28 protein-coding genes are annotated in these 24,922 nt (G+C 73.3%); 13 read left to right on the top strand and 15 right to left on the bottom strand.

The window, feature by feature from the left end; all coding sequences use genetic code 11:
• The first annotated feature begins 54 nt into the window (after window positions 1-54).
• Both H4O22_RS19395 and H4O22_RS19390 read left to right on the top strand, forming a co-directional pair.
• Window positions 55-864 (top strand): crotonase/enoyl-CoA hydratase family protein, encoded by an 810-nt coding sequence (locus H4O22_RS19395; protein ID WP_182524930.1) that lies wholly within the window; start codon window positions 55-57, stop codon window positions 862-864.
• Window positions 864-2,474 (top strand): hypothetical protein, encoded by a 1,611-nt coding sequence (locus H4O22_RS19390; RefSeq protein ID WP_182524929.1) that lies wholly within the window; start codon window positions 864-866, stop codon window positions 2,472-2,474. The genes H4O22_RS19395 and H4O22_RS19390 overlap by 1 nt, the downstream gene beginning before the upstream one ends.
• Here the strand turns inward: H4O22_RS19390 and H4O22_RS19385 are convergent.
• The 4 genes from H4O22_RS19385 to H4O22_RS19370 are packed head-to-tail and all read right to left on the bottom strand — an operon-like array spanning window position 2,471 to window position 6,330.
• Window positions 2,471-3,121, bottom strand: coding sequence for a hypothetical protein (locus H4O22_RS19385; RefSeq protein ID WP_182524928.1), 651 nt, complete (start codon window positions 3,119-3,121; stop codon window positions 2,471-2,473). The two genes, H4O22_RS19390 and H4O22_RS19385, sit on opposite strands and share 4 nt — an antisense overlap.
• A gap of 1 nt (window position 3,122) precedes the next feature.
• Complete coding sequence (locus H4O22_RS19380) at window positions 3,123-4,055, bottom strand: oxidoreductase (RefSeq protein ID WP_244963034.1); 933 nt, start codon at window positions 4,053-4,055, stop codon at window positions 3,123-3,125.
• Entirely contained in the window at window positions 4,052-4,864 is an 813-nt protein-coding gene (locus tag H4O22_RS19375; protein WP_182524927.1) for a maleylpyruvate isomerase family mycothiol-dependent enzyme, read from the bottom strand. The genes H4O22_RS19380 and H4O22_RS19375 overlap by 4 nt, the downstream gene beginning before the upstream one ends.
• A gap of 11 nt (window positions 4,865-4,875) precedes the next feature.
• Window positions 4,876-6,330, bottom strand: coding sequence for a hypothetical protein (locus H4O22_RS19370; RefSeq protein ID WP_182524926.1), 1,455 nt, complete (start codon window positions 6,328-6,330; stop codon window positions 4,876-4,878).
• A 289-nt stretch (window positions 6,331-6,619) separates the two neighbouring features.
• On the opposite strand from H4O22_RS19370, the gene H4O22_RS19365 reads away from it, so the two are divergent.
• The gene (locus tag H4O22_RS19365) at window positions 6,620-7,123 is read left to right on the top strand and encodes a GNAT family N-acetyltransferase (protein WP_220451217.1); all 504 of its coding nucleotides are present in this window, start codon (window positions 6,620-6,622) and stop codon (window positions 7,121-7,123) included.
• Between the two features lie 111 nt (window positions 7,124-7,234).
• On the opposite strand, the gene H4O22_RS19360 is transcribed toward H4O22_RS19365, so the two are convergent.
• On the bottom strand, window positions 7,235-7,558 hold the full coding sequence (locus H4O22_RS19360; protein WP_182524924.1) for a hypothetical protein: 324 nt from the start codon (window positions 7,556-7,558) through the stop codon (window positions 7,235-7,237).
• A gap of 93 nt (window positions 7,559-7,651) precedes the next feature.
• On the opposite strand from H4O22_RS19360, the gene H4O22_RS19355 reads away from it, so the two are divergent.
• From H4O22_RS19355 to H4O22_RS19345, 3 genes are all read left to right on the top strand, one after another.
• Window positions 7,652-8,086 (top strand): hypothetical protein, encoded by a 435-nt coding sequence (locus tag H4O22_RS19355; protein WP_182524923.1) that lies wholly within the window; start codon window positions 7,652-7,654, stop codon window positions 8,084-8,086.
• 227 nt (window positions 8,087-8,313) lie between these two features.
• Window positions 8,314-8,625: an ArsR/SmtB family transcription factor gene (locus H4O22_RS19350; protein WP_319804157.1), complete on the top strand. Its 312-nt coding sequence runs from the start codon at window positions 8,314-8,316 to the stop codon at window positions 8,623-8,625.
• Window positions 8,622-9,311: a cation diffusion facilitator family transporter gene (locus H4O22_RS19345; protein ID WP_182524922.1), complete on the top strand. Its 690-nt coding sequence runs from the start codon at window positions 8,622-8,624 to the stop codon at window positions 9,309-9,311. The genes H4O22_RS19350 and H4O22_RS19345 overlap by 4 nt, the downstream gene beginning before the upstream one ends.
• Here H4O22_RS19345 and H4O22_RS19340 read toward each other — a convergent pair.
• Entirely contained in the window at window positions 9,295-11,010 is a 1,716-nt protein-coding gene (locus H4O22_RS19340) for an alkaline phosphatase (protein ID WP_182524921.1), read from the bottom strand. The genes H4O22_RS19345 and H4O22_RS19340 overlap by 17 nt on opposite strands.
• A gap of 105 nt (window positions 11,011-11,115) precedes the next feature.
• Window positions 11,116-11,976 carry a helix-turn-helix domain-containing GNAT family N-acetyltransferase gene (locus tag H4O22_RS19335; RefSeq protein WP_182524920.1) on the bottom strand — a complete coding sequence of 287 codons (861 nt, stop codon included), beginning with the start codon at window positions 11,974-11,976 and terminating at the stop codon, window positions 11,116-11,118.
• Between the two features lie 50 nt (window positions 11,977-12,026).
• On the opposite strand from H4O22_RS19335, the gene H4O22_RS19330 reads away from it, so the two are divergent.
• Window positions 12,027-13,325, top strand: coding sequence for an NAD(P)-binding protein (locus H4O22_RS19330; protein ID WP_182524919.1), 1,299 nt, complete (start codon window positions 12,027-12,029; stop codon window positions 13,323-13,325).
• Here the strand turns inward: H4O22_RS19330 and H4O22_RS19325 are convergent.
• Genes H4O22_RS19325 through H4O22_RS19315 form a run of 3 tightly spaced genes read right to left on the bottom strand, consistent with a single transcriptional unit; the run spans window position 13,322 to window position 15,221 of the window.
• A complete protein-coding gene (locus H4O22_RS19325; RefSeq protein ID WP_182524918.1) occupies window positions 13,322-13,771 on the bottom strand; it encodes an arsenate-mycothiol transferase ArsC in 450 nt (149 codons plus the stop codon). The two genes, H4O22_RS19330 and H4O22_RS19325, sit on opposite strands and share 4 nt — an antisense overlap.
• Complete coding sequence (arsB, locus tag H4O22_RS19320) at window positions 13,768-14,868, bottom strand: ACR3 family arsenite efflux transporter (protein WP_244963033.1); 1,101 nt, start codon at window positions 14,866-14,868, stop codon at window positions 13,768-13,770. The genes H4O22_RS19325 and arsB overlap by 4 nt, the downstream gene beginning before the upstream one ends.
• Window positions 14,865-15,221: an ArsR/SmtB family transcription factor gene (locus tag H4O22_RS19315; protein ID WP_182524917.1), complete on the bottom strand. Its 357-nt coding sequence runs from the start codon at window positions 15,219-15,221 to the stop codon at window positions 14,865-14,867. Before H4O22_RS19315 ends, arsB begins: the two co-directional genes overlap by 4 nt.
• Before the next feature lie 81 nt (window positions 15,222-15,302).
• Between H4O22_RS19315 and H4O22_RS19310 the strand changes: the two genes are divergently transcribed.
• Together H4O22_RS19310 and H4O22_RS19305 are read left to right on the top strand one after the other, a co-directional pair.
• The gene (locus H4O22_RS19310; protein ID WP_182524916.1) at window positions 15,303-15,773 is read left to right on the top strand and encodes a helix-turn-helix transcriptional regulator; all 471 of its coding nucleotides are present in this window, start codon (window positions 15,303-15,305) and stop codon (window positions 15,771-15,773) included.
• A gap of 31 nt (window positions 15,774-15,804) precedes the next feature.
• On the top strand, window positions 15,805-16,332 hold the full coding sequence (locus H4O22_RS19305) for a nitroreductase family deazaflavin-dependent oxidoreductase (RefSeq protein ID WP_182524915.1): 528 nt from the start codon (window positions 15,805-15,807) through the stop codon (window positions 16,330-16,332).
• Here H4O22_RS19305 and H4O22_RS19300 read toward each other — a convergent pair.
• Window positions 16,329-16,931 carry a LysE/ArgO family amino acid transporter gene (locus H4O22_RS19300; RefSeq protein ID WP_182524914.1) on the bottom strand — a complete coding sequence of 201 codons (603 nt, stop codon included), beginning with the start codon at window positions 16,929-16,931 and terminating at the stop codon, window positions 16,329-16,331. The genes H4O22_RS19305 and H4O22_RS19300 overlap by 4 nt on opposite strands.
• A gap of 69 nt (window positions 16,932-17,000) precedes the next feature.
• On the opposite strand from H4O22_RS19300, the gene H4O22_RS19295 reads away from it, so the two are divergent.
• Window positions 17,001-17,879, top strand: a complete 879-nt coding sequence (locus tag H4O22_RS19295; RefSeq protein ID WP_182524913.1) for a LysR family transcriptional regulator ArgP — start codon at window positions 17,001-17,003, stop codon at window positions 17,877-17,879.
• Window positions 17,880-17,903: 24 nt separating this feature from the next.
• Here H4O22_RS19295 and H4O22_RS19290 read toward each other — a convergent pair whose 3' ends face one another.
• Window positions 17,904-19,775 carry an acyl-CoA dehydrogenase gene (locus tag H4O22_RS19290; RefSeq protein ID WP_182524912.1) on the bottom strand — a complete coding sequence of 624 codons (1,872 nt, stop codon included), beginning with the start codon at window positions 19,773-19,775 and terminating at the stop codon, window positions 17,904-17,906.
• A gap of 251 nt (window positions 19,776-20,026) precedes the next feature.
• Here H4O22_RS19290 and H4O22_RS19285 point away from each other — a divergent pair, with 251 nt between their 5' ends.
• The 3 genes from H4O22_RS19285 to H4O22_RS19275 are packed head-to-tail and all read left to right on the top strand — an operon-like array spanning window position 20,027 to window position 21,923.
• Window positions 20,027-20,923 carry a sulfite exporter TauE/SafE family protein gene (locus tag H4O22_RS19285; RefSeq protein WP_182524911.1) on the top strand — a complete coding sequence of 299 codons (897 nt, stop codon included), beginning with the start codon at window positions 20,027-20,029 and terminating at the stop codon, window positions 20,921-20,923.
• A gap of 48 nt (window positions 20,924-20,971) precedes the next feature.
• The gene (locus H4O22_RS19280; RefSeq protein WP_182524910.1) at window positions 20,972-21,430 is read left to right on the top strand and encodes an RrF2 family transcriptional regulator; all 459 of its coding nucleotides are present in this window, start codon (window positions 20,972-20,974) and stop codon (window positions 21,428-21,430) included.
• 40 nt (window positions 21,431-21,470) lie between these two features.
• A complete protein-coding gene (locus H4O22_RS19275) occupies window positions 21,471-21,923 on the top strand; it encodes a nuclear transport factor 2 family protein (protein ID WP_182524909.1) in 453 nt (150 codons plus the stop codon).
• Window positions 21,924-21,932: 9 nt separating this feature from the next.
• Here H4O22_RS19275 and H4O22_RS19270 read toward each other — a convergent pair whose 3' ends face one another.
• Genes H4O22_RS19270 through H4O22_RS19260 form a run of 3 tightly spaced genes read right to left on the bottom strand, consistent with a single transcriptional unit; the run spans window position 21,933 to window position 24,899 of the window.
• Window positions 21,933-22,565: a DUF2461 domain-containing protein gene (locus tag H4O22_RS19270; RefSeq protein WP_182524908.1), complete on the bottom strand. Its 633-nt coding sequence runs from the start codon at window positions 22,563-22,565 to the stop codon at window positions 21,933-21,935.
• 28 nt (window positions 22,566-22,593) lie between these two features.
• Complete coding sequence (locus tag H4O22_RS19265) at window positions 22,594-23,670, bottom strand: hypothetical protein (RefSeq protein ID WP_182524907.1); 1,077 nt, start codon at window positions 23,668-23,670, stop codon at window positions 22,594-22,596.
• Window positions 23,670-24,899, bottom strand: a complete 1,230-nt coding sequence (locus H4O22_RS19260) for a C39 family peptidase (RefSeq protein WP_182524906.1) — start codon at window positions 24,897-24,899, stop codon at window positions 23,670-23,672. Before H4O22_RS19260 ends, H4O22_RS19265 begins: the two co-directional genes overlap by 1 nt.
• Between the last annotated feature and the right edge of the window lie 23 nt (window positions 24,900-24,922).

Genomic DNA, 24,922 nt, shown 5'->3' with positions numbered 1-24,922 from the left:
GCTCACCGACGATCCGCCGCCGCCGCGGCGCGGCCGGATGGCATGATCCCCCGCATGTCGCAGCGCCCGTCGTCCATCTCGTGCTCGGTCCAGGACGGCATCGCGCACGTCCGGCTGGACCGGCCCGACAAGCTCAACGCCCTGACCCTCGACATGCTCGACGACCTGGTCGCGACCGCCCGCACGCTGCGGCGCGACCGCCACCTGCGCGCGGTCGTCGTCGCGGGGGAGGGTGACGCGTTCTGCGCCGGGCTCGACTTCGGCACGGTGCTCAAGGAGCCCGTACGGATCGCGACGGCGTTCGTGCCCCGGCCCTGGCGCGGGACCAACACCTTCCAGGAGGCGTGCTGGGCCTGGCGCCGGCTGCCGGTGCCGGTCATCGCCGCCGTCCACGGGCACTGCCTCGGCGGCGGCCTGCAGATCGCGCTCGCGGCCGACTTCCGGATCGCCACCCCCGACTCGCGCTGGTCGGTGCTCGAGGGCAAGTGGGGGATCATCCCCGACATGTCGGGCGTCCGCAGCCTGGCGCAGCTGGTCGGCATCGACACGGCCAAGCGGCTGACGATGACCGCCGAGGTGGTCTCCGGCAAGGAGGCCCACGACCTCGGGCTGGTCACCGAGCTCGACGCCGACCCCGTCGCCGCCGCCCTCGCCCTCGCCGCCCGGCTGCGGGAGCGCTCGCCCGACCAGCTCGCCGCCGCCAAGCGGCTCTTCGAGCAGACCTGGAGCTCGGGCCCGCGCCACACCTTCGCCCGGGAGCGGATCGAGCAGGCCTTCCTGCTCGCCGCGCGCAACACCGTCGTCGCCCGCGCGGCGGCGTTCGGCAAGACCACCCCCGAGTTCGGCCCCCGGGCCCGTCGGTAGTGAGGTTCCAGCGCACGCTCGCCCTGCTCGGGGTCGTGCTGCTGCACCACCTGCTCGGCCCGGTCGTCCTGCTGGTCGCCGGCGGCGCCCTCCTCGTGCCCCGGGTGCGGGCGTGGCTGCGTCCCAGCCGGCGGGTCGTCGCGATCGGCCTCGCCGCGGCCGTGGTCGTCACCGGGCTCGTGGTGCTGGTCCCCGACGGCTGGCTGCCGATCCCGCCCGGCTCCGGCACCCTCGTGGCCCCGTCGTACCTCGGCCGGCCGGCGCGGGCCGAGCCGATCCCGATGGAGGTGCCGCAGCACCCCGGGCTGGCGCCCAACGGCCGCAGCTCCATGCACAACGACGCCTGGGCGAGCGACGCGTACGCCGGCCCGGGCCCGCTCGGTGACTCGCCCGAGGTCGACACGGCCTGGTATGGGCTGGAGGAGTGCGCGACGCTCGCCTTCGACGAGCACGACCGGATCGTGGCGCTCTGCGGCGACCTGTCCGGCCCGACGCTGCACGTCCTCGACCCCGAGTCGATGCGGCCGCTGGTCACCAAGGACCTGCCCGCGCGTTCCGGCGACACCGGGAAGCGCCCCTGGGAGGACCTCTGCGGCGGCTCCTACTTCTACCTCGACGACGAGGACCGCGCGGTCGTGGCGACGACCGACCAGCGGATCCTGGTCGTCGCGACCGACGACGGCGCGGGCGACCCCGACCTCACCGTCGACGCCAGCTACGACCTCTCCTCGGCCGTGCCCGACGGCGACTGCCTGATCGCGCTGCTGCCCGACTGGGAGGGCCGGATCTGGTGGGTCACCCGGGACGGCACCGTCGGCACCGTGGTGCCGGGCGAGGGTGACGCGGACCCGGTGGTCCGGACGCTCGACCTGGGCGAGGAGATCGCGAACTCGATCAGCACCGGGGCGGACGGCGGGGTGTACGTCGTGACCGTCGAGGCGCTCTACAAGCTCGCCGCCGACGACCGCCGGGACGTGCCCGTGGTGCGGTGGCGGACGGCGTACGACCGCGGCACGGAGCAGAAGCCCGGCCAGCTCAGCCGGGGCAGCGGCACCACCCCGACCCTGCTGCCGGGCGGGCTGGTCGCGATCACCGACAACGCCGACCGGCGGATGCACGTGGTCTTCCTGCGCACCGACGACGGCGCCGAGGTCTGTCGCGCGGCGGTGTTCGAGGAGGGGGAGAGCGCCACCGACAACTCGCTGGTCGCGGTCGGCGACGGGGTCGTGGTCGAGAACAACCACGGGTACTCCGGGCCGTGGAGCACGCTCCTGGGCCGGACGACGTCCGCGGGGCTCGCCCGGGTCGACGTGGCCGAGGGCGAGTGCGAGGTCGTGTGGACCTCCCCGGAGACGGCGCCGACCTCGGTCCCGAAGGCGTCGCTGGCGACCGGCCTGGTCTACGCCTACACCAAGCGCCCGAGCTGGTGGGGCGTGAACGCCTGGTACCTCACCGCGATCGACGCCCGCACCGGACGGCGGGCGTTCTCGGTGCGCACCGGCCTCGGCGCGATGTTCAACAACCACTACGCCGCGGTCACGCTGGGGCCCGACGGCTCGGCGTACGTCGCCACGATGGCCGGGATGGTGCGGGTGCGGGACCGGGGCTAGTCCTGCTCGTCCCCCTGGTGCTGCCGGCGCAGCTCGTCCTGGCGCCGCCGGCGGCGCACCTCGCCCCGCGCGAGCACGACCGCCAGCAGCACCGGCCAGACGTAGCCGGCCTTGTCGAGCACCGCGCGCAGCCAGCCGGGCAGGGAGACGTCGGGCAGGTCGGGGCGCGGGAGCGACGGCAGGTCGGGGCTGGGCAGGTCCGGCAGGTCCGGCAGGGGTACGTCGGGGAGCGGCAGCGAGAGCGCGAGGCGCGCGAGCAGGACGGTCACCAGGATCGGGCCGACGACGGTCACCACCCCGACCACGGTCTGGAGGAGCGCGTAGCGCGTGGGGTGGGCGCGGACCCGCTCCTCGTGGGCAGCCGCCGGCGACCCGGGCGCGGGCACCAGGTCGAGGTCCTCGTGCCCGGGCCGCACCAGCGTCGCGCGCCGCGGCCGGCCGCCGCCGCCGAACCGCAGCCGCACCTTCCCGAGGTCGGGCTCCTCGGCGGTCACGGTCACCCGGTCGTCGCTCGACTTCGTGGCGCCCACCTCGGCGCCGTCGACCAGCCACGAGATCCGCCGCGAGAGCGAGCCGTGCACCTCGACGCGGTGGGCGCGGCCGTCGACGCGGAGGTCCCACACCTGGCTGGGGTCGTGGGCGGCCATGTCAGGGGTAGCGGATCCCGGTGACGTCCTCGCTGAGGTCCCACAACCGGCGCTGGGCGTCCTCGTCGTGCGAGAGGCGGTTGCTGCTCACCACCCGCGGAGCCCCGGACATCTCGGCGGGGCCGCCGGGGCCGCAGTACGTGCCCCCGGGCAGGTCGGCGGTGGCCGCCATCAGCGTGGGGAGGGCGCCGGCCGCGGCCGACTGGGACACCGCCCGCACGGCGGCGTCGAGGATGGTGGCGATGCCGCCCCGCGACCGGCCCAGCTGGCCGTTGGCGGCGAGGTGGGTGCCGGCGAACCCGGGGTGCGCGGCGAGCGCGCGCACCGGCAGCCCGGCCCGGCGGGCGCGCCGGTCGAGCTCGTAGGTGAACAGCAGGTTGGCGAGCTTGCTCTGCGCGTACGCCGGCCAGCGCGAGTAGCGGCCCTCGGCGCGCGGGTCGCCCAGCGGGGCCGATCTCGCGTAGCGGTGGAACTGGGAGGACACCGCGACCACCGTGGCGGACCCGCTCGCGACGAGCTGCGGCAGCAGCAGGCCGGTGAGCAGGAACGGGCCGAAGTGGTTGGTCGCCATCTGCTGCTCGAGGCCGTCCTCGGTGCGGGAGTACGGCGTGCCCATGACGCCGGCGTTGTTGACCAGCACGTCCAGCGGCCCGAGGCGCGCCGCCTCGGCCGCGCCGCGGCGTACCGAGGACAGGCTGGCGAGGTCGACGGTGAGGTGCTCGAGCTCGGCGTGCGGCACCTCGCCGCGGATCGCCTCGTCGGTCTCGGCGAGCTTGCGCTCGGTGCGGCCGGCGAGCACGACGCGCGCCCCGCGCCGGGCCAGCTCGAGGGCGGTGTGGTGGCCCAGGCCGCCGACGCTGGTGCCGGTGACCAGGACGGTGCGGCCGCCCTGGTCGGGCATGTCGGCGAGGGTCCAGGAGTCGGCGGCGGTCACGGCGTGGTCGCCATCGCGCCGAGCATCCGCTGGCCGAGGTCGTCGTCGCCGACGACACTCACGCTGCCGGGAGCGGGACGGCGGCCGCCGGCGAGGCAGATGAAGCTCTCGCGGTCCATCCGGAGAGTGACGTCGGCGGCGGCGGGCGGGCTCGCGAGCCGCTCGCCCCGGCCGGCCTCGTTGACCGCGAACGCGAACGGCGCGCTGCCCTCCATCTCCAGCACCGCGGTGGTTCCGGGCGCAGCGCCGACCTTCTTGGCGAGCACGTAGCCCAGGCTCTCGGCGAGGTACTCCGCGGTGTGCCGCGCCGGCGCGCCGTCCATGCCACCGGGCCGGCCGACCGCGCGCCGGACGTCCTGCTCGTGCATCCACACGTCGAGCGGGCGGTTGCGCAGCAGCGTCTCCCAGCTCCACGGCACGCCGCCGAAGATCACCTCGGGCTTGGCGGCGGCGTCGGTCGGCGGGTCGGCGAGCAGCGCCTCGTGCCGCGCCGTGGTCGCGGTGCGGATCTCCTCGACGATCTCGCGCGGCGTGCGGTCGCGGCGGGTGACCACCCCGATCTCGGTGTAGGCGCCCAGGAACCCGGTGACGTGCGCGGGCTCGCCGATCTCCGCGGTCTCCTCGGGCCCGCCGGCCAGGATGCTCTCGAGGTGGGCAATGTGGGAGGCGACGGCCTGCACGTCCCAGCCCGGGAGGTCGGTCGGAGTGGACCACTCCTCGTCGGGGAGGTCGTCGAGGAGCGCGACCAGGTCACCGATCGCCTCCCACCAGACCTCGACGTACGCCGCGAGCCGCTGCTGGTCGTCCATGGGGCCGGAGCCTAGCGCCGGAGCCGAGCCTCGATCCGGTCGAGCGCGTCGTCGAGCGCGCCGGGATGGCGGAGCGACCAGGCGTCGTGGGCGTCGAGCCGGTGGGTGCCGGTGGGGTCGACGTGGCGGTGCAGTCCGTGCGGCGTGGTCCAGACGTAGCCGGCGGGTGCGACGGCGGTGACCCGGTAGGGGCGGTGGGTCTTGGTGCGGTGGCTGCGCCGGGCCAGCGGGGCGGCGTTGTGGTCGCCGGTCTGGCCGGGTGGACCGCCGCGGGCGGGCGGTCGGTAGGGGACGACGTGGTCGAGGTCGACCGTGCGGGTCAGGGTGGTCGCGTGCGGGAAGGCGTCGCCCGGGTGGCGGGCCAGCACGCGGTCGCGGACGTCGGTGGGGTGCTCGTAGCCGTTGACCGAGCGGCTCTCGCGCAGGTCGATGACCGGGTGCAGCTCGACGTGGGCGTGGCCGAGCAGGCGGCGTACCTCGTCGAGCAGCATCGGCCCGATCTCCTCGACCCGGGCGACCCCGCAGCCGGTGAGCCCGGCCTCGGAGAGGTGCACGTGGAGGTCGACGCGCTGCCGCAGCCCGGTCGGCTCCTCCGGGAGGTCGGCGGCAGCGTTGTCGTCGGCGGCGTCCATCTGGGCGAGCAGGGCGGCGAGCGCATGCGGACGGGCCAGCCAGCCGAGGGCCACCGCGCGGAGCTCGGCCTTGCTCGGCTGCTCCGGGAGATCGGGGTGGTGCTCGCGGCGGAGGCCGGGGTGCGCGCGGAGGTGGTCGGCGACGCGATCGACGGTGGCGTCGAGCCAGACCGCGTCGCCCGCCTCGAGCCGGGCGATCAGGGTGCGCAGGCCGTGCTCGTCGGTGGGCGTGACCACGACCCCGCGGCGACGACGTCCGTCCTCGAGGCGGGCGGCGTGGGCGTCGGGGTCGGCTTCGATGACGGCGGCCTCGGCGATCCGCAGGACCCGGCCCGGTGCCTCGGCCACGGCCGCGACGACCTTGTCGTCGACCAGCGCGACCTGGTGCCGGTCGAGGGTGCGGGACATCGACGCCACCTTGCCCGCCACCCACGGCTCGATCTCGAGCGAGCGGACGGCCAGCCACAGGCGCGGCAGCCGGTGCCGCAGGTCGAGGACGTCGGCCATGGTCGAGCGGGTGGACAGCACGTGGGTGCCGCGGGCGATCGCGAGCTCGCCGAGACAGAGGTCCTGGACCGGCGGGGTGCCGTCGCCGCCGAGCTCGACGAGGTGGTCGCCCCCCGCCCAGGCCGGGACCGCCCCGGGCCGCTCCTGCGGGTCGTCGCCGTGCAGGTCGGCCCACCGCAGCACCAGCTCGAGGTCGGTCACGATCGCCAGCCGTCGCGCCACCACCGACTCCTCGGCCCGCGCCAGCACCTGCGCCGGGCCGAGCTCGTCGACCGCGGGCGGCAGCGCCGGGACGGGCCCGGGGACGTCGGCGGCGAAGGTGGTCATGCCGACATCCTAGTCGAACATACGTTCGAACACAAGGGTCGGGGGTGCCGGATCTTGTGTCATGTCGCAGGACATCGGCGACAAGCACCACCATGTCGGCGACCGGGTGGTTGCAGGTCGTCTGCATCGCGACGACGCTGCGGCATCTGGCACGGGAACGAGCTCGCCAGCGATGAGTCGAGCTCGCAGTTTGACTGCACCCGTGAACGCGCGGATCGCGGCATGAGCGGGCGTTCTCCCATGAAAGGGTTTTGCTATGGCAGGTGAAGCGGCTGGGGGCGATCATGTCGTGCTTGAGACGGAGCGCCTGCTGCTGCGGCCGTGGCGGGCGGATGAGGCCTCTGTACGGCGGGAGATGTGGATCGAACGCGATCCACGCGTGCCGCCGCACCGCCGCATCGACGCGAACGGACACCCCCCAGTCGAGGAGTTCGAGGAGATGATCCGAGCCGAGGAGCCGTCGTCAGTCCGGTTGCTGGCGGTCGAGCGGAAGGTCGGTGGCGACACCATCGGCTACTGCGGCCTGGTCGACAGTGGCCAAGGTGCGCGAGGTGTGCGCGGACCAGAACTGGCCTTCGAGTTCCTGCGTCGGTTCTGGGGCCTGGGATACGCGACCGAGGCGTCGTGGGCGGTGTTGGATTGGGCGAGATCCTCGGGACACGAGCGGCTGTGGGCCTCTGTCTGGGATTGGAACACGGCTTCTCGCCGTGTGCTGGCGAAGGTCGGATTCATCGAGACGGCTCGCGAGAAATCCAACTACGGGATCAACGTCGTCACGACCAGGTCGCTCTGACCTCGTCCGATCATCGGCATGAGCGCGCGGGCTGGCAGGTCCAAGCAAGCCGGCCTCAACGCGGCAGAAGCGTGTGTCTGCGAGCGCACGCTCGGCGGCATCGAGCAGACGTCAGTGTCTGGCCTCGTGCTCCTTCGCCCATCGCGTCGCAGCCTGCCGATCATCTGCCCTCGGCGAGTCTTCCAAGCAAACCGAGCATCGGGCGTACCAGCGTCCGTCGTCTTCCCAGGCGTGCACCTCACCCTCGCGCACCCAAGCCGGTGACCAGTCCACGCGGAAGGCGTACAGGACGGAGGAAGTGATCATCCCCATGATGTTCTCGAGGGTGTCCTCGGTCAGTCCCAGACCCAGCGCGCCGTCGGCAATCTGCAACTCGGTGCGCACGTTGTCCTCCAGGAGTCCGAACACGCGCCGCTCACGCTCGGTGTACGTCATGTGTCCATTGTCAACGAGCGCCCACTCATCGGCATGAGCGCGCAGAGCCGGCAATGAGCGGACGTGTCTGACCCTGCGGCTAAGTTCCGGCGCATGACCGCCCTCGCCGCAGGAGCGTTCCGACGAACGGACGCCGAGCGGTCCGACCAGCGCATTTCATGGGAACGGATTGAGCAAGCATTCTTCGCAGCCGGAGCGTGTCACGTTCTCGCGTGGGCATGCCGCGACGCTTATGCAGACCGATCGGTGCGCGTTGCGGCAATGCGGTTCGAGGGGGAGCGACAGGCTGTTCACACTTACGCGAAGTGGAAGGGCTGGGCGTTCGATCACTCAGGCTGGAACCCGGAGCCGGAGCTGCTCGCGGTGAACACCGAGTTCGAGGGCCACCGGCTTGAACGCATCGAGATCACAGTCGGTCTCGCTGAGTTCTGCGAGCAGCACGACCACCGCATGCCCCACGAGTACTGGCGCAACCCGGTTCAGCGCGCGCACGAGTACCTGAGCCGACACCGGCCCCCTTGGGCGTGACCTTCGGGCGCGCTCTCATCGGAAGAAGACTGCGTTCCGACCGGCGCCTGCTCCGACCGCCCAGCACCGTGGCCTACGTGGGCAGCGGCAAGCCCCGCGGTCCGCGCCAAGACCCGCGAACGCCACCGATGTCTGGAGACGTCACGGAGTGACGGATCTTGACGAGCCCCACCGCACCGAGCAATCATCGTCGTATGACGATGACAGAGACGGACGGCGTTCGGTCCGTGCCGCTCGGTCCCGCGGCGAGCCTGTTCCGCGGGTTCAGCGACCCGTCCCGGATCGCCATCCTGCGCCACCTCGCCCTCGGCGAGCACCGGGTGGTCGACCTGACCGCGCACCTCGGGCTCGCGCAGTCCACGGTCTCCCAGCACCTCGCCTGCCTGCGGGAGTGCGGGCTGGTCAGCGCCCGCCCGGAGGGGCGCGCCACCGTCTACAGCCTCAACCACTCCGAGGCCCTCGACGACCTCTGGAGCGCCGCGGAGCGCCTCCTCGAGCTCACCGGCGACGCCGTCGCCCTCTGCAGGAGCGCCCGATGAGCGCCGTCGCCCACACCCACGGCACCGCCACGACCCCCGAGGAGCGCGCCCGGTACGGACGGCGCGCCCAACTGCTCGCCGGGGCGTCGGTCGCCTACAACGGCATCGAGGCGGTCATCGCGATCGCGGCCGGGCTCGTGGCCGGGTCGGTCGCGCTGGTGGGGTTCGGCCTGGACTCCGTCGTGGAGGTCTCGTCCGGCCTGATCATCCTGTGGCAGTTCCGCCACCCGCTGCCGGAGTCGCGCGAGCGCACGGCGCTGCGGCTGATGGCCGGGTCGTTCTTCGCCCTGGCCGCGTACGTCACGTTCGAGTCGGTGCGGGCCCTGGTCGGGGGCCACGACCCCGACACCTCGACGGTCGGCATCGCGCTCGCCTGCACGTCGCTCGTGATCATGCCGTTCCTGTCCTGGGCGCAGCGTCGCACCGGCCGGGCGCTCGGTTCGAACGCCGTCGTCGCCGACTCCGCCCAGACGCTGCTGTGCTCCTACCTCTCGGCGGTGCTCCTCGCCGGCCTGGTCCTGAACGCGACGCTGGGCTGGTCCTGGGCGGACCCGGTTGCCGGCCTGGTCATCGCCGCGGTCGCGGTCCGCGAGGGCGTCGAGGCCTGGCGGGGCGACGGCTGCGCCTGCGGACCCGCCGCCGGCGCCGCCGCCGCCCCGTCGTCGGGGCCTACCCGGTCACCCTGACCGAGTCGCTCCTGGTGGCGCTGCCGCCCGGGCCGGTCGCGGTGGCGACGATCTTCACGGCGCCCCTCCGCACCTTCGCGGTACGGAGCGAGACCGTGCCGCCCCGGGGTCCGGTCTTCGCGGTGTCGAGGGTCCGGGAGCCTCGGACGAGCCTCACGGTGACCCGGGTGGCGCCGGACGCGGCGACCGCGACCCTCAGCCCCTTCGTGGCGAGGGCCTTGGCCGAGATGCGGGACGTGCCGGCGACCACGGACACCGCGGGCTTCTGCGGTGTCGGCTCACCCGCACCGGGGAGCGTGCTCGGCGTGCGGCCCAGCAGCGTGCGGAAGAGATCGGTCTGGTCGATCACGCCGGTGACGTTGGCCGCCTGCGGACCGGAGGCCGCGACCCGGATCTGGGCGCCGGTGTGGTCCGAGCCGACGTCGCTGGTGGAGTAGGCCACGGTCATCGGGTCGCCGTCCGCGGTCTTGACGGTCGCGGTCTGCTTGCCGTCGGTGGGGCCGCCCACGATCTGGGTGGAGTGGGCATGGTCGCCGGTGACGATGACGAGCGTGTCCGGGTGGTCCTCCTGGTACTCCAGGGCCACCGCGACCGTCTCGTCGAGCTCCTTCAGGTCGCCGATCGCGCCGCAGATGTCGGAGGAGTGCTCCTGCTTGTCGATCATCGCGCTCTCGGCTTGCAGGAAGAACCCCTGCGGGTTGTCCAGCAGGTCGATCGTCTTCTCCGTCATGGCGGAGAGGTCGGGCTGGGACCCGCGGCCGGCCGGCGTGCAGGTGACCTCGGGGCCGCCGGCGCCCGCCGCGGTCGCGACGAGGGGCTGGTACATCGGGGTCATGTTCCCGGAGGCGAACAGGCCGAGGACCGGCCCGTCGTCGAGGGAGGTGAGCCCGGCGAGGTCGGCGGAGTCGTCGAGGAGGCGGTAGCCGTGGGTGTCCTCGGCGTAGTCCAGGACGGTCGGGCCGGCGTCGGTGGCCTGGGTGTAGCGGCTCATGCCGCCGCCCATGAGCACGTCGACCTCGTTGTCGACGAGCTGCTCGGCGATGGAGCCCTTGCCGCCGTTGGCCTTGCGGGCCGGCGCGCAGTCGGCCATGTTGGCCGGGCCCTGGCAGGCGCGGGCGTTGATGTGGGCGGCCGCTGCCGCCGGGGTGGCGTCGGTGATCTCGGAGGTGGTGATGTTGCCGACGAGCTTGCCCTGCTCCTGGTACTTCTCCAGGACGGTCTCGTAGTCCTCGCCCGGGACCGTGAGCGCCGTGCTCGGGCCCTGGGAGACGCGGCTGTCGATGGTCTTCTTGCCGGTCGACCAACCGCTCGCGGTCGGAGCGGAGTCGGAGACGTAGGCGACCGGGTAGTCCGGGCCGGCTCCGGCCCGGAGGCCGTAGGTCGTCATCGCGCCGGTGAAGGGGAGCGCGTCGAGGGCCGGGAACCGGCCGCCGGCGCCGTGCTCGTAGTTGCGCGCTGCGGTGATCATCGAGTCGTCCATGCCGTCCCCGATGATCAGGATGACGTTGCGCGGCTTGCTCGGGTCGACCTGGGCGGCGAGCTCCGCCGAGCGGTCCTGGGTGAATCCCTCGTCCGTGGGGGCGGGGATGGCGGCGGTGGCGGCCGCCGTTCCGATGGCGACGAGCCCGGCGAGGGCTCCCATCGCGGCGGCAGTGCGCTTCGTGACCAGCACGGTGCGGTCCTTTCGGTAGGTGGGCACGCGCAGGCTGGCGCGGCCAGACGACCGACAGGCGCGCACCGGCCGACTCCGAGGTGACCAGCAGACGACGAACGTCCGGCCGCGCCCTCGCGGGCAGCGCTGGTCTCAGGCGATCTCGCTGCGGCGCTCGAGCAGGACGGTGTCGCGCCACACGCCGTCGAGCCGGGCGATCCGGGTGCGTACGGCGAGGGTGCGGTAGCCGGCGGAGCGGTGCAGGGCCAGGCTGGCGCGGTTCTCGGGGAAGACCGAGGCCTGCAGCGTCCAGAGACCCGCCTCGTCGCACTGCGTCACCTGGGTGAAGAGCAGTGCCTTGCCGACCCCGCGGCCGCGAGCGGCCTCGGCGACGTAGACGGCGGTCTCGCCCACACCGGCGTAGCACTCCCGCGCGGACGTCGGTGTGACGGCGGTCCAGCCGACGACCCGGCCGTCGAGCTCGGCGACCCACGCCAGGCCCGGCAGCCACCGGGCGCGCAGCTCCGCGGCGGTCGGCACCCGGGTCTCGAAGGTCGCGGTGCGGGTGGCCAGGCCCTCGGCGTAGATGTCGAGCACGGCAGGCAGGTCGCCGTCGGCCACCGGGCGCGTGGTGACGTCGGCCGGCAGGTCCTCGGGGCAGCACGGCGGGGCCGACAGCGTCCCCATGATGACGTCCGCGGCGTGGGGGAGTCCCGTGCAGCAGGCCGCGTTGACCGAGACCATGCTCGCGGTGCCGACCTTGTCGACCGCCACGAAGCCGACCTTCCGCAGCAGCTCGACGTGGTGGGAGCAGGTGGACTGGCTGACGCCCAGCGCGGCGGCGAGGTCCCCCACGCGCATCGCCCCGGCCGCGGAGGTGGACAGCGTGTGCAGCAGCCGCACCCGGGTGGCGTCGGCGAGGACGGCGAACCACTCCGCGTACCCCTCCGCCTCGGACCTCCCCATCTCCGGGCGGGCCCGATCCGACGTGGACAGGGGCACGCGCGTGGTCATGACGCCAGCCTATCTTTGCCTTCATCGACACCCATCGATAGATTGGCGCGATGCAGCACCCAGTCGTCATCATCGGAGCGGGCCCGATCGGGCTGGCCGCCGCCGCCCACGCCGCCGAGCGCGGGATGGACTTCGTCGTCCTCGAGGCCGGTGCCGAGGCGGGCGCCGCCGTCGGGGAGTGGGCGCACGTGCGCCTGTTCTCGGCGTGGTCCGAGCTCGTCGACCCGGCTGCCCGCCGCCTTCTCGACGCTGCCGGCACCTGGACGGCCCCCGACGACGCCGCCTACCCCACCGGCGGGGAGTGGCGCACGACGTACCTGCAGCCGCTCGCCGACCTCCTGGACGGCACGGCCGGCGGCTCGGTCCGGTACGGCGCCCGCGTGGTCGGGGTGGCCCGCGCCGGCCGCGACCTCGTGGTCGACTCCGGACGGGAGGACGAGCCGTTCGCCGTCCACGTCGAGGGGCCCGCGGGCCGCGAGCGGCTGCTCGGCAGCGCGGTCGTGGACGCGTCGGGCACCTGGACGCAGCCGAACCCGCTCGGCGCCGACGGCTACCCCGCCCTCGGCGAGACCGAGAACGCCGGGCGCATCACCTACGGGATCCCCGACCTCGACGACCCGGCCGTCGCGTCCCGCTACGCCGGCCGGCACGTCGCGGTCGCCGGCCGGGGTGCGTCCGCCCAAGGCGTGCTCGTCGGGCTGGCCCGGATCGCCCGGGCGGACCCCGCGACCCGGGTGTCCTGGCTGCTGCGCCGCCCGTCGGCCGGTGACGCCTTCGGTGGCGGCGACAACGACCAGCTCGAGGAGCGCGGCCGGCTCGGCCAGGCCGCGCAGGCGGCGGCCACCGGGGGCGCCGTCACCCAGGTGACCAGGTTCCGCACCGAGTCGGTCACCGCCGAGAGCGACGGCACCCTGACCCTCACCTCCGTGGACGGCCAGCAGGTGACCGGCGTCGACGAGGTCATCGTCGTCACCGGCTTCCGGCCCGACCTCGGGTTCCTCTCCGAGGTGCGCCTCGACCTCGACCCCGCCCTCGGCGCGGCCCGCGTCCTCGCCGCGCAGATCCATCCGGACCACCACAGCTGCGGCGACGTGGCGCCGCACGGCTACCGCGAGCTCGCCCAGCCCGAGCCGGGCCTGTACCTGGTCGGGATGAAGTCCTACGGGCGGGCCCCGTCGTTCCTCGCGATGACCGGGTTCGAGCAGGTCCGCTCCGTCGTGGCCGCCCTGGACGGCGACCTCGAGGCCGCCGGCCGGGTCGACCTGGTGCTGCCCGAGACCGGGGTGTGCGGCGGCGCCGCGGCCTTCGACGCCCCCGATGCCGCCGGCGGGTGCTGCGGAGCGGCCTAGCGGCTCAGGACCGAGGGCGGCAGCTCGAGGTCGGGGACGAGCTCGCCGACCAGTCGGCGCACCCGCTCGTCGAGGTCGGCGACGACCGCGCGGACGGTCTCCGCGTCCTGTCCGCCGGGATCGGCGACCGGCCAGTCGACGTACCTGACACCGGGGACGTAGGGGCACTCCTCGCCGCACCCCAGCGTGATGGCCAGGTCGCTGGCGGCGACGGTCTCCCGGGTGAGCAGCGTCGGTCGTTCGCGGGAGGTGTCGAGCCCGAGCTGCTCGAGGACGTCGGCGACCTCCGGGTGGATGTGCTCGCCGGGCTGGGTGCCGGCGGACAGGGCGCGGACCCGCCCGCCGGCGTAGTGCTCGGTGAGGACGCGGCTGATGACCGAGCGGCCGCCGTTGCGCACGCAGGCGAAGACCACCTGCGGGACGGGGCTGTTCGCGGTGCCGGTCATCGGGGCGCTCCTGGGGTGGTGTCGGTGAAGAACCTGCGGGCCCAGAGGCTGACGTAGACCAGGGCGACCAGGACCGGCACCTCGATGAGCGGGCCGACGACACCCGCGAGGGCCTGGCCGGAGGAGACGCCGAAGACGCCGATGGCGACGGCGATGGCGAGCTCGAAGTTGTTGCCGGCCGCGGTGAAGGACACCGCGGTGGCCCGCTGGTAGTCGAAGCCGAGGAGCCTGGTCAGCAGCATCGAGCCGCCCCACATCAGCAGGAAGTAGACGAGCAGCGGCAGCGCGATCCGGGCCACGTCGAGGGGCTGGTGGGTGATGGTGTCGCCCTGGAGGGCGAAGAGCAGCACGATGGTGAACAGCAGGCCGTAGAGGGCGGCGGGGCCGATGCGGGGCAGGAAGGTCGTCTCGTACCAGTCGCGGCCCCGGGCGCGCTCGCCCAGGGTGCGGGTCAGGAACCCGGCGAGCAGCGGGATGCCGAGGAAGACCAGCACCGACCGCGCGATCTCCCACATGGAGACGTCGAGCTCGGCCTGCTCCAGGCCGAGCCACCCCGGGAGGACCTCGAGGTAGAAGTAGCCGAGCACGGCGAAGGCGACGATCTGGAACACGGCGTTGAGCGCGACCAGGATGGCGGCGGCCTCGCGGTCCCCGCAGGCGAGCTCGTTCCAGATCAGCACCATGGCGATGCAGCGGGCGAGGCCGACGATGATCAGCCCGGTGCGGTACTCCGGCAGGTCCGGGAGCAGCAACCACGCCAGCGCGAACATCAGCGCCGGGCCCAGGACCCAGTTCAGGACGATCGAGGTGCCGAGCAGCCGGCGGTCGCCGGTGACGTGGCCGAGCTCGTCGTACCGCACCTTGGCCAGGACCGGGTACATCATCACCAGCAGCCCGATCGCGATCGGCAGGGACACCGATCCGACCTCGACCGCGGCGAGGGCGTCGTCGAGCCCGGTGACGACCCGGCCGAGCACCAGGCCGGCGACCATGGCCACACCGATCCAGACCGGGAGGAAGCGGTCGAGGGTGGAGAGCCGGCGCAGGACCGGGTCGTCCGCGCCGGCGGCGGGGGTCTCGCGGACGGTGTCGCTCACGTGCCGGCTCCCGCGAGGGAGGGGGCCGGGCGCTCCAGGGTGAACAGGGTGCCGAGCGCGGCGATCGCCTCGGGCCGGGCGAGGTAGTACACCCAGGTCCCGCGCTTCTCCCGGTCCAGCAGCCCGGCGTCGTGCAGCACCTTGAGGTGGTGGCTGATCGTGGGCTGGGAGAGGTCGAAGTGGGGGAGCAGGTCGCACACGCAGGCCTCGCTGCCCTCGTGGGAGAGGACCAGCGACAGCAGTCTCAGCCGGGTGGGGTCCGCGATCGCGCGGAGCAGGGGGACGACGCCCGCCGCCTGGTCCACGGTCAGCGGCTCGCGGGCCAACGGCACGCAGCGCGGGAGGTTCGACATGGGTCGATATTGACAGACGTCGATGCTTGATACCACCCCGAGGGGTGAGTCCGCCCCTCCTGGTGGGTACGGATCACTGCCATGGGGCCGGACAGACCAGAGGGGCCGAACAACCGCCGCCCGGGCAGCCACGGCGCGCGGGAATCCGGCGCGGCGAGCCGTGCCCGCGCCGCCGAGGACCGGTCCCTGCGCTCCGACGCCCAGGACGACGCGGCCGACGACCGGGAGCGGGCGGCGGACGCCCGCGACGCCGAGCAGGACGTCCGGGAGCTCGAGCAGGACGCCCGGGAGCGGGGGATGGACGACCGGGAGGCCCAGGACGCCCGGGACCGGGTCGGGGCCGCCGCGCACCTCGACGCCCTGCCGCCTCGCCAGCGCGAGATCATCGAGATGATCGCCGACGGCATGTCGAACAAGGCCATCGCCGATCGGCTCTTCATCTCCCCCGACACCGTGAAGACCCACATCCGAGCCCTGTACGCCAGGATCGGCGTCGTCTCCCGCACCCAGGCCGTGCACTGGTACGAGCACGGCCCACGTCGATCGGACTGACGCGGCCCTCGGGAGTCCCTATGCTCGCCGCATGGGTGTGGCCGACGACCTCGACTACCGGTTCCGGCGGGCCAACCCCGTGCAGCGGACCCTCCAGGCGCTGGTGGCCTCCCGCGGCGGGGCGTGGGCCTTCTCCCGCGTCCTCCCGACCCTGGACACCGGGGTGCAGCGGCTCACCCGCGGCCGGCACACGGTGCCGAGCCTGCTCGCCGGCCTGCCCGTCGTCGACCTGACCACCACCGGGCGGCGGACCGGCGCCCCGCGGACCGCCCACCTGATCGGCATCCCGTACGACGGGACCCTGGCGCTGCTCGGCACCAACTTCGGGCAGCCGTCGACCCCGGCCTGGGTGCTGAACCTGGAGGCGGACCCGGCCGCGCGGGTGGGCTACCGCGGCACCACGCTCGACGTGACTGCCCGGCCCGCGAGCCCCGCCGAGCAGGAGGCGGTGCTGGCACGCTCGGAGGAGCTCTACGTCGGCTACCGCCGCTACCAGTCGCGGATCAGCGGCCGGCGGCTCCGCGTGTTCCTCCTGGAGTCCGCGGGACCGGCTGCCTAGCCGAGGGCCAGCTGCAGCGCGATCGCGAGCATCGTGAGCCCGATCAGCACGTCGAGCACCTGCCACGCCCGCGGGCGGGCGAGGAGCGGCGAGAGCAGCCGCCCGCCGAAGCCCAGGGCGGAGAACCACAGCAGGCTGGCCGCGCAGGCGCCGAGCGCGAACCACCACCGGCCGTCGGGCCCGTGGGTGTTGGCGATCGACCCGACGAGCAGGACGGTGTCGAGGTAGACGTGCGGGTTGAGCCAGGTGAGCGCGACGGCGCGGATCGTCGCCGACCGCAGCGAGAGCGAGCGGCCGCCGTCCGCCGCGAGCCCGGAGGCGTGCCGCGCCCGCGCGAGCGTCGCGACGCCGTACCAGGTCAGGAAGGCGACGCCGAGCCACCGCACGACGTCGATCACGATCGGGGCCTCCTCGACGACGGTGCCGATCCCGGCGACGCCGGCGAGGATCAGCACCAGGTCGGAGACGGCGCAGACGGCGACGACGACCGCCACGTGCTCGCGGGCGAGCCCCTGGCGCAGCACGAAGGCGTTCTGCGCGCCGATGGCGACGATGAGGGTCAGTCCGGTCAGCAGGCCGGTGGCGATGGAGTCGAGCACGAGACGACGCTACGGTCGCGGCGTCGTGAAGGCCAACGAAAGATTGTGCACGTTCATTAGCATTGCTTCATGAGGCCGCCTCCCGACCAGCTCGCCGCGCTCGTGGCGATCGCCGACCACGGCACGTTCGAGGCCGCCGCGCGGCACCTGCACGTCAGCCCGAGCGCGGTGAGCCAGCGGATCCGTGCGCTGGAGTCGGCCGCCGGCCAGGTCGTCGTACGCCGGGGCACGCCGTGCCGGCCGACCGCCGCGGGGGAGACGCTGCTGCGGCTGGCCCGCCAGACCGAGCTGCTGTACGACGAGGCGCGCGCCGCGCTGGGCGACGACGCCGCGGGCCGCACCACGCTGGCCCTGGCCGTGAACGCCGACACCCTGGCCACCTGGTTCCGCGACGTCGTGGCCGAGGTCGCCGGGTGGGAGGGCGTGGCCCTGCGGCTCGTGGTGGAGGACCAGGCTTACTCCGGCCGGCTGCTGCGCAGCGGCGACTGCCTGGCCGCGGTGACCGGCGACCCGGTCCCGGTGCAGGGCTGCTCCTCGGAGCGGCTCGGCGTGCTGCGCTACCGGCCCGCCGCGAGCCCGGCGTTCGCGGAGCGCTGGAGCACCGGTCGCGGCCACGACTGGGCGCGGATGCCGATGGTGGTCTTCAACGAGCAGGACGCGCTCCAGCACGACGTGCTGCGCGACCGCGGCGTCGACCGGCCGCCGGTGGTGCACCGGGTGCCGACCAGCGCGGACTTCCACGAGGCGGTCCGGCTGGGGCTGGGCTGGGGCGTGCTGCCCGAGCCGCAGCTGCTCCCGGACGTGGAGGCGGGGCGGGTGGTCACCCTGGGCGGGCGCACCCACGTCGACGTCGACCTGCACTGGCAGCGCTGGCGGATCGACTCCCCGCTCCTGATGCGCCTCACCGACGCAGTCCGCCGCGCGGCACGCGGCGGACTGCGTCGGTGAGGTGAGCAGAGGTGGGCGGAGACCCTAGAAGGCAGCCTCGTCGAGGTCCATCAGCGAGAGGTCGGTCGCCTCGGCGATCGCCCGCTCGGCGCTGACCCGCGGCAGGTTGAGCTGCGCGAAGAACTGCGCCGCCGCGACCTTGCCCTCGTAGAAGGCCCGGTCCTTGCCGGGGTCGCCGGCGAGCTTCTCCAGGGCCACCTCGGCCTGGCGCAGCAGCAGCCAGGCGCACACGACGTCGCCGAGCGCCATCAGCAGGCGGCTGGTGTTCAGGCCGACCTTGTAGATGTTGCGGACGTCGTCCTGGGCGGACATCAGGTCGTTGATCATGTGGCCGACCAGCGCGTTGGCGTCGTCCAGCGCGGTGCCGAGCAGCTGGCGCTCGTTCTTGAGCAGCCCGTTGCCGGACTCGGCGTCGACGAACGCCTGGATCTGCGCGGCCAGGTGCCCCAGCGCCTTGCCCTGGTCCTTGACGATCTTGCGGAAGAAGAAGTCCTGGCCCTGGATCGCCGTCGTGCCCTCGTAGAGGGTGTCGATCTTGGCGTCGCGGACGTACTGCTCGATCGGGTACTCCTGCAGGAAGCCGGAGCCGCCGAAGGTCTGCAGCGACTCGGTGCCCAGCAGCGTCCAGGAGCGCTCGGAGCCGTAGCCCTTGACGATCGGGAGCAGCAGGTCGTTGACCGCGTTGGCGAGGCGGAACTCGTCGGAGTCGGTCCGGCCGGCGGCCTCCGCCAGCATCACGTCGTCCTGGTACGTCGCGGTGTAGAGCACCAGCGAGCGCATCGCCTCGGAGAAGGACTTCTGCACCATCAGCGAGCGGCGGACGTCGGGGTGGTGGGTGATCGTCACCCGCGGCGCCGTCTTGTCGCCGGACTGGGTGAGGTCGGCGCCCTGGACGCGCGACTTGGCGTACTCGAGCGCGTTGAGGTAGCCGGTCGAGAGGGTCGCGATGGCCTTGGTGCCCACGAGCATCCGGGCGTTCTCGATGACCTGGAACATCTGCGCGATGCCGTCGTGCACCTCGCCGAGCAGCCAGCCGACGGCCGGCTCGCCGCCGCCGACCGAGGAGTCGCCGAAGGTCAGCTCGCAGGTGTTGGAGACCTTGATGCCCATCTTGTGCTCGACGTTGGTGACGTAGACGCCGTTCCGCACGCCGGTGGACTCACCGGTCTCGAGGTCGAAGTGGTACTTCGGGACGAGGAAGAGGGAGAGGCCCTTGGTGCCCGGGCCGCCCACGCCCTCGACGCCCACGGGGCGCGCGAGGGTGAGGTGCATGATGTTCTCGCTCATGTCGTGCTCGCCCGAGGTGATGAAGCGCTTGACGCCCTCGATGTTCCACGAGCCGTCCTCGTTGCGGGTGGCCTTGGTGCGGCCGGCGCCGACGTCGGAGCCCGCGTCGGGCTCGGTGAGGACCATGGTGGCGCCCCACTGGCGCTCGATCATGTGCGTGGCGATCTTCTTGTCGCGCTCGTTGCCGTTGCGGTGCACGATGTCGGCGAACGACGGGCCGGCGGCGTACATCCACACCGGCGCGTTCGAGCCGAGCACCATCTCGCCGAGGGCCCAGACCAGGCTCGAGGGGGCGGGGGTGCCGCCGAGCTCCTCGTTGATCTGGAGGCGCCAGTACTCGGAGTCCATCCAGGCCTGGTAGCTCTTCTTGAACGACTCGGGGATCGGCGCGGTGTTGGTCGTCGGGTCGAAGACCGGCGGGTTGCGGTCGCTGTCCTCGTACGACGCCGCCAGGTCCTCGCGGGCGAGCCGGTCGACCTCGCCGAGGATCGCGCGGGCGGTCTCGCCGTCGACCTCGGCGAACGGGCCGGTGCCGAGGACCTCGTCGCGGCCGAGCACCTCGAAGAGGTTGAACTCGATGTCGCGGAGGTTGCTCTTGTAGTGGCTCACTGCTTCTCCAGAGTCGTCGGTTGGCCGGTGACGTACTTCTACTGGCCAGTAACTTGATGGTAGGTCCACTCCGACCGCCTCGCAACACAGGCGACCCGGTGTGGCAGGAGCCACGCCGCGCCACGCCGGGGGTCCAGACCAATCTCGTCAAAGACGACTAGTTCGGGTATGTTACGTGTCAGACCTGTTTCATGGTTGTTCTCATTCGGTGCCGGTGCAGGCACCGAACGACAGAAGGTGCAGGCCACGGCATGCGCAAGCTCATCGTCCTCGGCTTCGTGGGCCTCCTCGCCCAGCTCATCGACGGCTCCCTCGGCATGGCGTACGGGGTCACGTCCTCGACCCTGCTGATCGCCGTGGGGATCGCCCCGGCGGCCGCGTCCGCCGCGGTGCACTTCTCGGAGATCGGCACCTCGCTCGTCTCCGGGTTCTCCCACCACAAGCTGGGCAACGTCGACTGGCGCACCGTCTCGATCCTCGCCGTGCCGGGCTTCATCGGCGCCTTCGCCGGCGCGACGTTCCTCGCGAGCCTCGACGGTGACGTCGCCAAGCCGTGGGTGGCCGGCATCCTGCTGTGCCTGGGCCTCTACGTGATCTGGCGCTTCCTGGTCCTCGGCGGCCGGCGCCCGACGTTCAAGAGCCGCCCGAGCGCCCGGATGCTCGCGCCGATGGGGCTCGTCGGCGGCGCGCTCGACGCGATCGGCGGCGGCGGGTGGGGGCCGGTCGGCACCACGACGCTGCTCTCCTCGGGACGCCTCGAGCCCCGCAAGGTGATCGGCTCGATCGACACCTCGGAGTTCGTGGTCGCGGTCGGCGGCTCGATCGGCTTCATCCTCGCGCTCGGCTCGCAGGGCATCCCGTGGTCGTACGCCGGCGCGCTGCTCGCCGGCGGCGTGATCGCCGCCCCGGTCGCGGCGTGGCTGGTCCGCAAGCTTCCGGCCCGGGTGCTGGGCGTGGCGGCCGGCGGCCTGATCGTGCTCACGAACACCAAGACGATCGCGGAGACGCTCGGCGCCCCGGGCAGCGCGGTGATCGCGATCGCCTCGGTCGTGGGCGTGCTGTGGATCTCCGGCATCGTCTGGGCCGTCCGGCAGGAGCGCCGGGCGCGCCGGGCCGAGCCCGTCGAGCAGGAGCTCCTGCCGGCCTGACCCCCCTTGGTCGACTGTGTGGATGGACATTTCTGACACACTGGACCTGTGCGAGTCTCCGCGAAGTCTGACTACGCCCTCCGGGCGCTGATCGAGATGGCGACGCGGGCGGACGGCCGCGCGGTGAGCGCCGAGGAGCTCGGGCGGTTGCAGGAGATCCCCCACGGGTTCCTGCAGGCGATCCTCGCCGACCTCCGCCGCGCCGGCGTCGTGATCTCCCAGCGCGGCCAGTCCGGCGGGTGGCGGATGGGGCGTCCGGCCAGCGAGGTCTCGGTCGCCGACGTGATCCGGGCCGTCGACGGGCCGCTGGTCTCCGTCTACGGGCTCCGGCCGGAGGCGGTCAGCTACAACGAGTCCGCCGACGTCCTCCAGCACGTGTGGATCGCGGCCCGCCACTCGCTGCGCGACGTCTTCGAGCAGGTCTCCATCCAGCAGCTCGCGGACCACCAGCTGCCCGAGGCGGTCACCTCGCGCACGGCCGACGAGGACGCCTGGCAGCCCCACTAGTCCACTAGAACGTGTTCTACGTTCGGTCTACGCTGCGGCCATGATCTCGTCCGACGCCATCACCTGGAACGCCCCGAACGACGACCACCCGGCGCGCGCCGCCTCGCAGCGCTCCTACTCCGCGGTCGCCAAGGGCGACCTGGCCGAGTGGCTGACCGTGTACGCCGAGGACGCCGTCCTCGAGGACCCGGTCGGTCCCTCGATGTTCGACCCCGAGGGCCGCGGCCACCGCGGGCACGAGGGCATCGCGGCGTTCTGGAAGCAGGCGATCGAGCCGATCGAGTCCTTCGCCTTCGAGATCACCGACTCCTTCGCCAACCCCGGCAGCAACACCTGCGCCAACGTCGGCCGGATCCGCACGACGTTCGCCGACGGCAGCCACTCCACGACCGACCTGGTGATGGTCTACGTCGTCCACGACGACGGCCGGGTCGCCTCCATGCGGGCGTTCTGGGAGCCGGAGCGCACGATGGCGTCGTTCACCAAGGGCTGAGCCGCCCGCTCAGCCGGTGTGCCGGGCGACCCACTCCACCAGGGGTCGCAGCACGCGCCAGTCCTCGCGGACCAGGTCGAGCAGCTCCGGGGTGTGCACGACCGGGCCGAACCCGAGGTCGTGGTGCGCGGTCAGCGAGCGGTGCCGCAGCAGCTCGATGCGCGGGTGGTCGCGGTCGTACCCGCGCGGCGTGGTCTTGAGCCGGTCGCCGCCGATGACGAAGCCGCGCCCCTCCAGGTCGCGCAGCAGCGCCTCGAGCCCGGGACCCGTGCGGTCGTCGTCGATCGCCGCGCGGATGCGGGCGAGGACCGGTGCCTCGGCGCGGTAGAACCCGGCGTCGGTGCTGATGCCGCGGGGCGAGACCTGGACGTACCAGCCGGTCGCGTCCCCGACCTGGACGAACGCGCCCTGGTGGGTCTTGTACGGCGTCTTGTCCTTGGCGAAGCGGACGTCGCGGTAGGGCCGGAAGATCTTCGCGGGGCCGAACTCAGGGGCCAGCGCCTCGCAGAGGGCGGTCATCGGCGCCTTGACCGCCTCGGCGTACACGCTCTTGTGCTTCTCCCAGAACGTCCGGGTGTTGTCCACCTCGAGGTCGTCGTAGAAGTCGAGGGCGGCGGCCGGGAAACCGGTGAAGGCACTCACCGGTCCAGCCTACGGAGCCGCCTCCGGGTCAGCCGACGGTGGCCGTGACCTGCTCGTCCCCGCCCTCGGCGTACGCCGTCACGGTGAGCACGTCGCCCCCGCAGCGGGGGGTGTCCAGGAACGCCGGGCCCGCCGGCGACTCGTAGACGGTCTCGGCCGTGGTGCCGTCCCAGCGCACCAGGCGGGCGGGCTCGCGGGGGCCCTGCGGGTCGCGGACGACGTACGCCGCGTCGCCGCACGCCACGAGGGTCCCGGACGTGCCGGGGCCGAGCTCGACGGGGTCGCCCCCGTCGGGGCCGGTCGCGAACAGGTCGACCCGCTCCACGTCGTTCTCCTTGCGGACCACCGACCAGACCTGGCCGGAGTCGAGCACCAGGCCGTCCCAGGCGGTGCAGTCGGGCGCGTCGGGGAAGGGGACGAGCTCGGTGCCCTCGACGGTCGCGACCGTGCGGCACGAGGGCCGGGAGTCGTCGAAGGTCTGCAGGGTCGTGCCGGCAGCGGTGATCCGGGCGTCGGTGAACCCGTGCCGCCGCGGCGCGCACCAGCCGCGGGTCGCCTCGCCGGTGGCGAGGTCCACGGTGGCCAGGCAGTACGCGCGGCCCGGCCCGACGGTCGCGTGCACCAGGGTGTCGGGACCGAGCGCCCAGGTGCCGCCGGTGGTGGTCGGGACCTCGGAGCCGCCGTCCAGCACGGTCTCCTCGCCGGTCGCGAGCTCGGTGAGGACCGCGCGCGCCGGCTCCATCTCCTCGGGGTCCTGGTGGACGACGAGGGCGTGGGTGTCGGTGAGCAGCGCGTCGCTGACCAGGCCGCTCCCGCCGGACGCCGAGCCGCTGTCGGCGGACTCGAGGGTCGCCTCCCGGCGGTCCTCGGAGACGGTGAGCGTCCAGGTGCCGTTGGACGTGACGCTGTCCTCGACCGGGCCGGGGACCGGCTGCCAGTCGATGGTCGCGGGGTCGCTGGTCTGGCTGGGCTCGGCGGGCTCGCTGGACTCGCTGGACGGGGCCGGGGCCGGGGCCGGCTCCTCCTCGGTCGCGTCCCCGCCGCAGCCGGCGGCGACCAGGAGCACGAGCGCGGCGGCCGCGGCGCCGGCGTACCGGGCCGGCATCAGACGCCGATGTTGTGCTGGTGGTGGGCGAGGTTGCCGCGGTAGCTCTTGTACGCCGCCCGCCACTGGACGCGCTCGATGTAGGGCTCGGAGGGGTCGAAGCGCTGCTGGTTCCACGGCTCGAAGTAGGAGATCTTCACCGGCTTGCCCGGCCGCCGGGTGTAGCCGCGACCGACCTGGAAGTGGCCCGAGGCGTCGTCGTCGAGGTAGGGGTAGAAGCGCTCGAGGAGGATGGGGTGCAGCACGACCGGCGCCCGGTAGTCGGCGAGGTGCCGCATCAGCAGCGTCTTCCACTCGCGGTAGGACCAGTCGCCGATGTCGAGCACGACGTACGGACCGGCGTGGCTCTTCCGGTCCCAGCCGGTGCTCTCGTTGGTGACGCGGACCATGTCCCAGATCGAGCTGCCGCTGGTCGTGGTGCCCAGCTTGCGCGCCCAGCCGCCCTGGCTGGACTTCGTGCCGGTCCAGCCCCAGGCGATCATCTGCATCGAGGTCGGGCCGCACCAGTAGGTGCGGTTCTGGGAGGAGACCCGGCCGGGCCTCATGATGACGGCCTTCTCGGGGTAGTCCGCCGGCCCGGACTGGCGCCCGACGGCGGCGGTGCGCGCGGTCGTGGCGGGCGTGCCGTCGGCCTGGGCCTCGGGGTGCCGCTCCAGGAAGCCGTCGGGGAGCGGCTCGCCCTGGATCTCGTGCCGCAGCAGCCAGACCTTGGCGACCGAGCGGGCCGCCATCGTCAGCTCGGCGCGCTCGAGCTCGGCGCGCTCGGCGGCGGGGAGGGCCGCCGTACGTTCCAGCAGGGCGGCGGCGTCGAGGTCGCCGGTCTGCTCGACCGGCACCCGGCGCCCGGTCGTGGTCGCGGCGCGGGCGCTCGCGGCGACCCGCGCCTGCACCTCGGCGGGCGTGTCCTGCGTCCAGCCGGAGCCCAGGCAGTAGCGCTGACCCTCGAACTCCGCGCATCGCGCCAGGCCCGCGGCGAGCGCCTCGGGGGAGCGGCGGGCCGAGGTCGAGGCGGACACCGAGGCGCCCTGGGCGAGCACCCGGTCGATCTCGGCCTGCGCCTCGGGAGTGAGCGTGCCGAACCCGGCGGTCGCCGCGGGTCGGGCCGCGGCCTGGCCGGACGGGGTGATCGCGCCGTTGTCGTCGTCCCCGCCGCGGGGGACGAACGGCGTGGCGCAGAGGATCAGGGCGAGGGCGCCGAGGGCGAGCGTGCGGGGACGGGGGCGGGACATCCGGGACTCCGAGACAGCTGGGG

This window comes from Nocardioides dongkuii, from assembly GCF_014127485.1.
In the GTDB taxonomy this organism is placed as follows: Bacteria; Actinomycetota; Actinomycetes; order Propionibacteriales; family Nocardioidaceae; genus Nocardioides; species Nocardioides dongkuii.
This window is presented reverse-complemented; position numbering and strand designations above follow the sequence as displayed.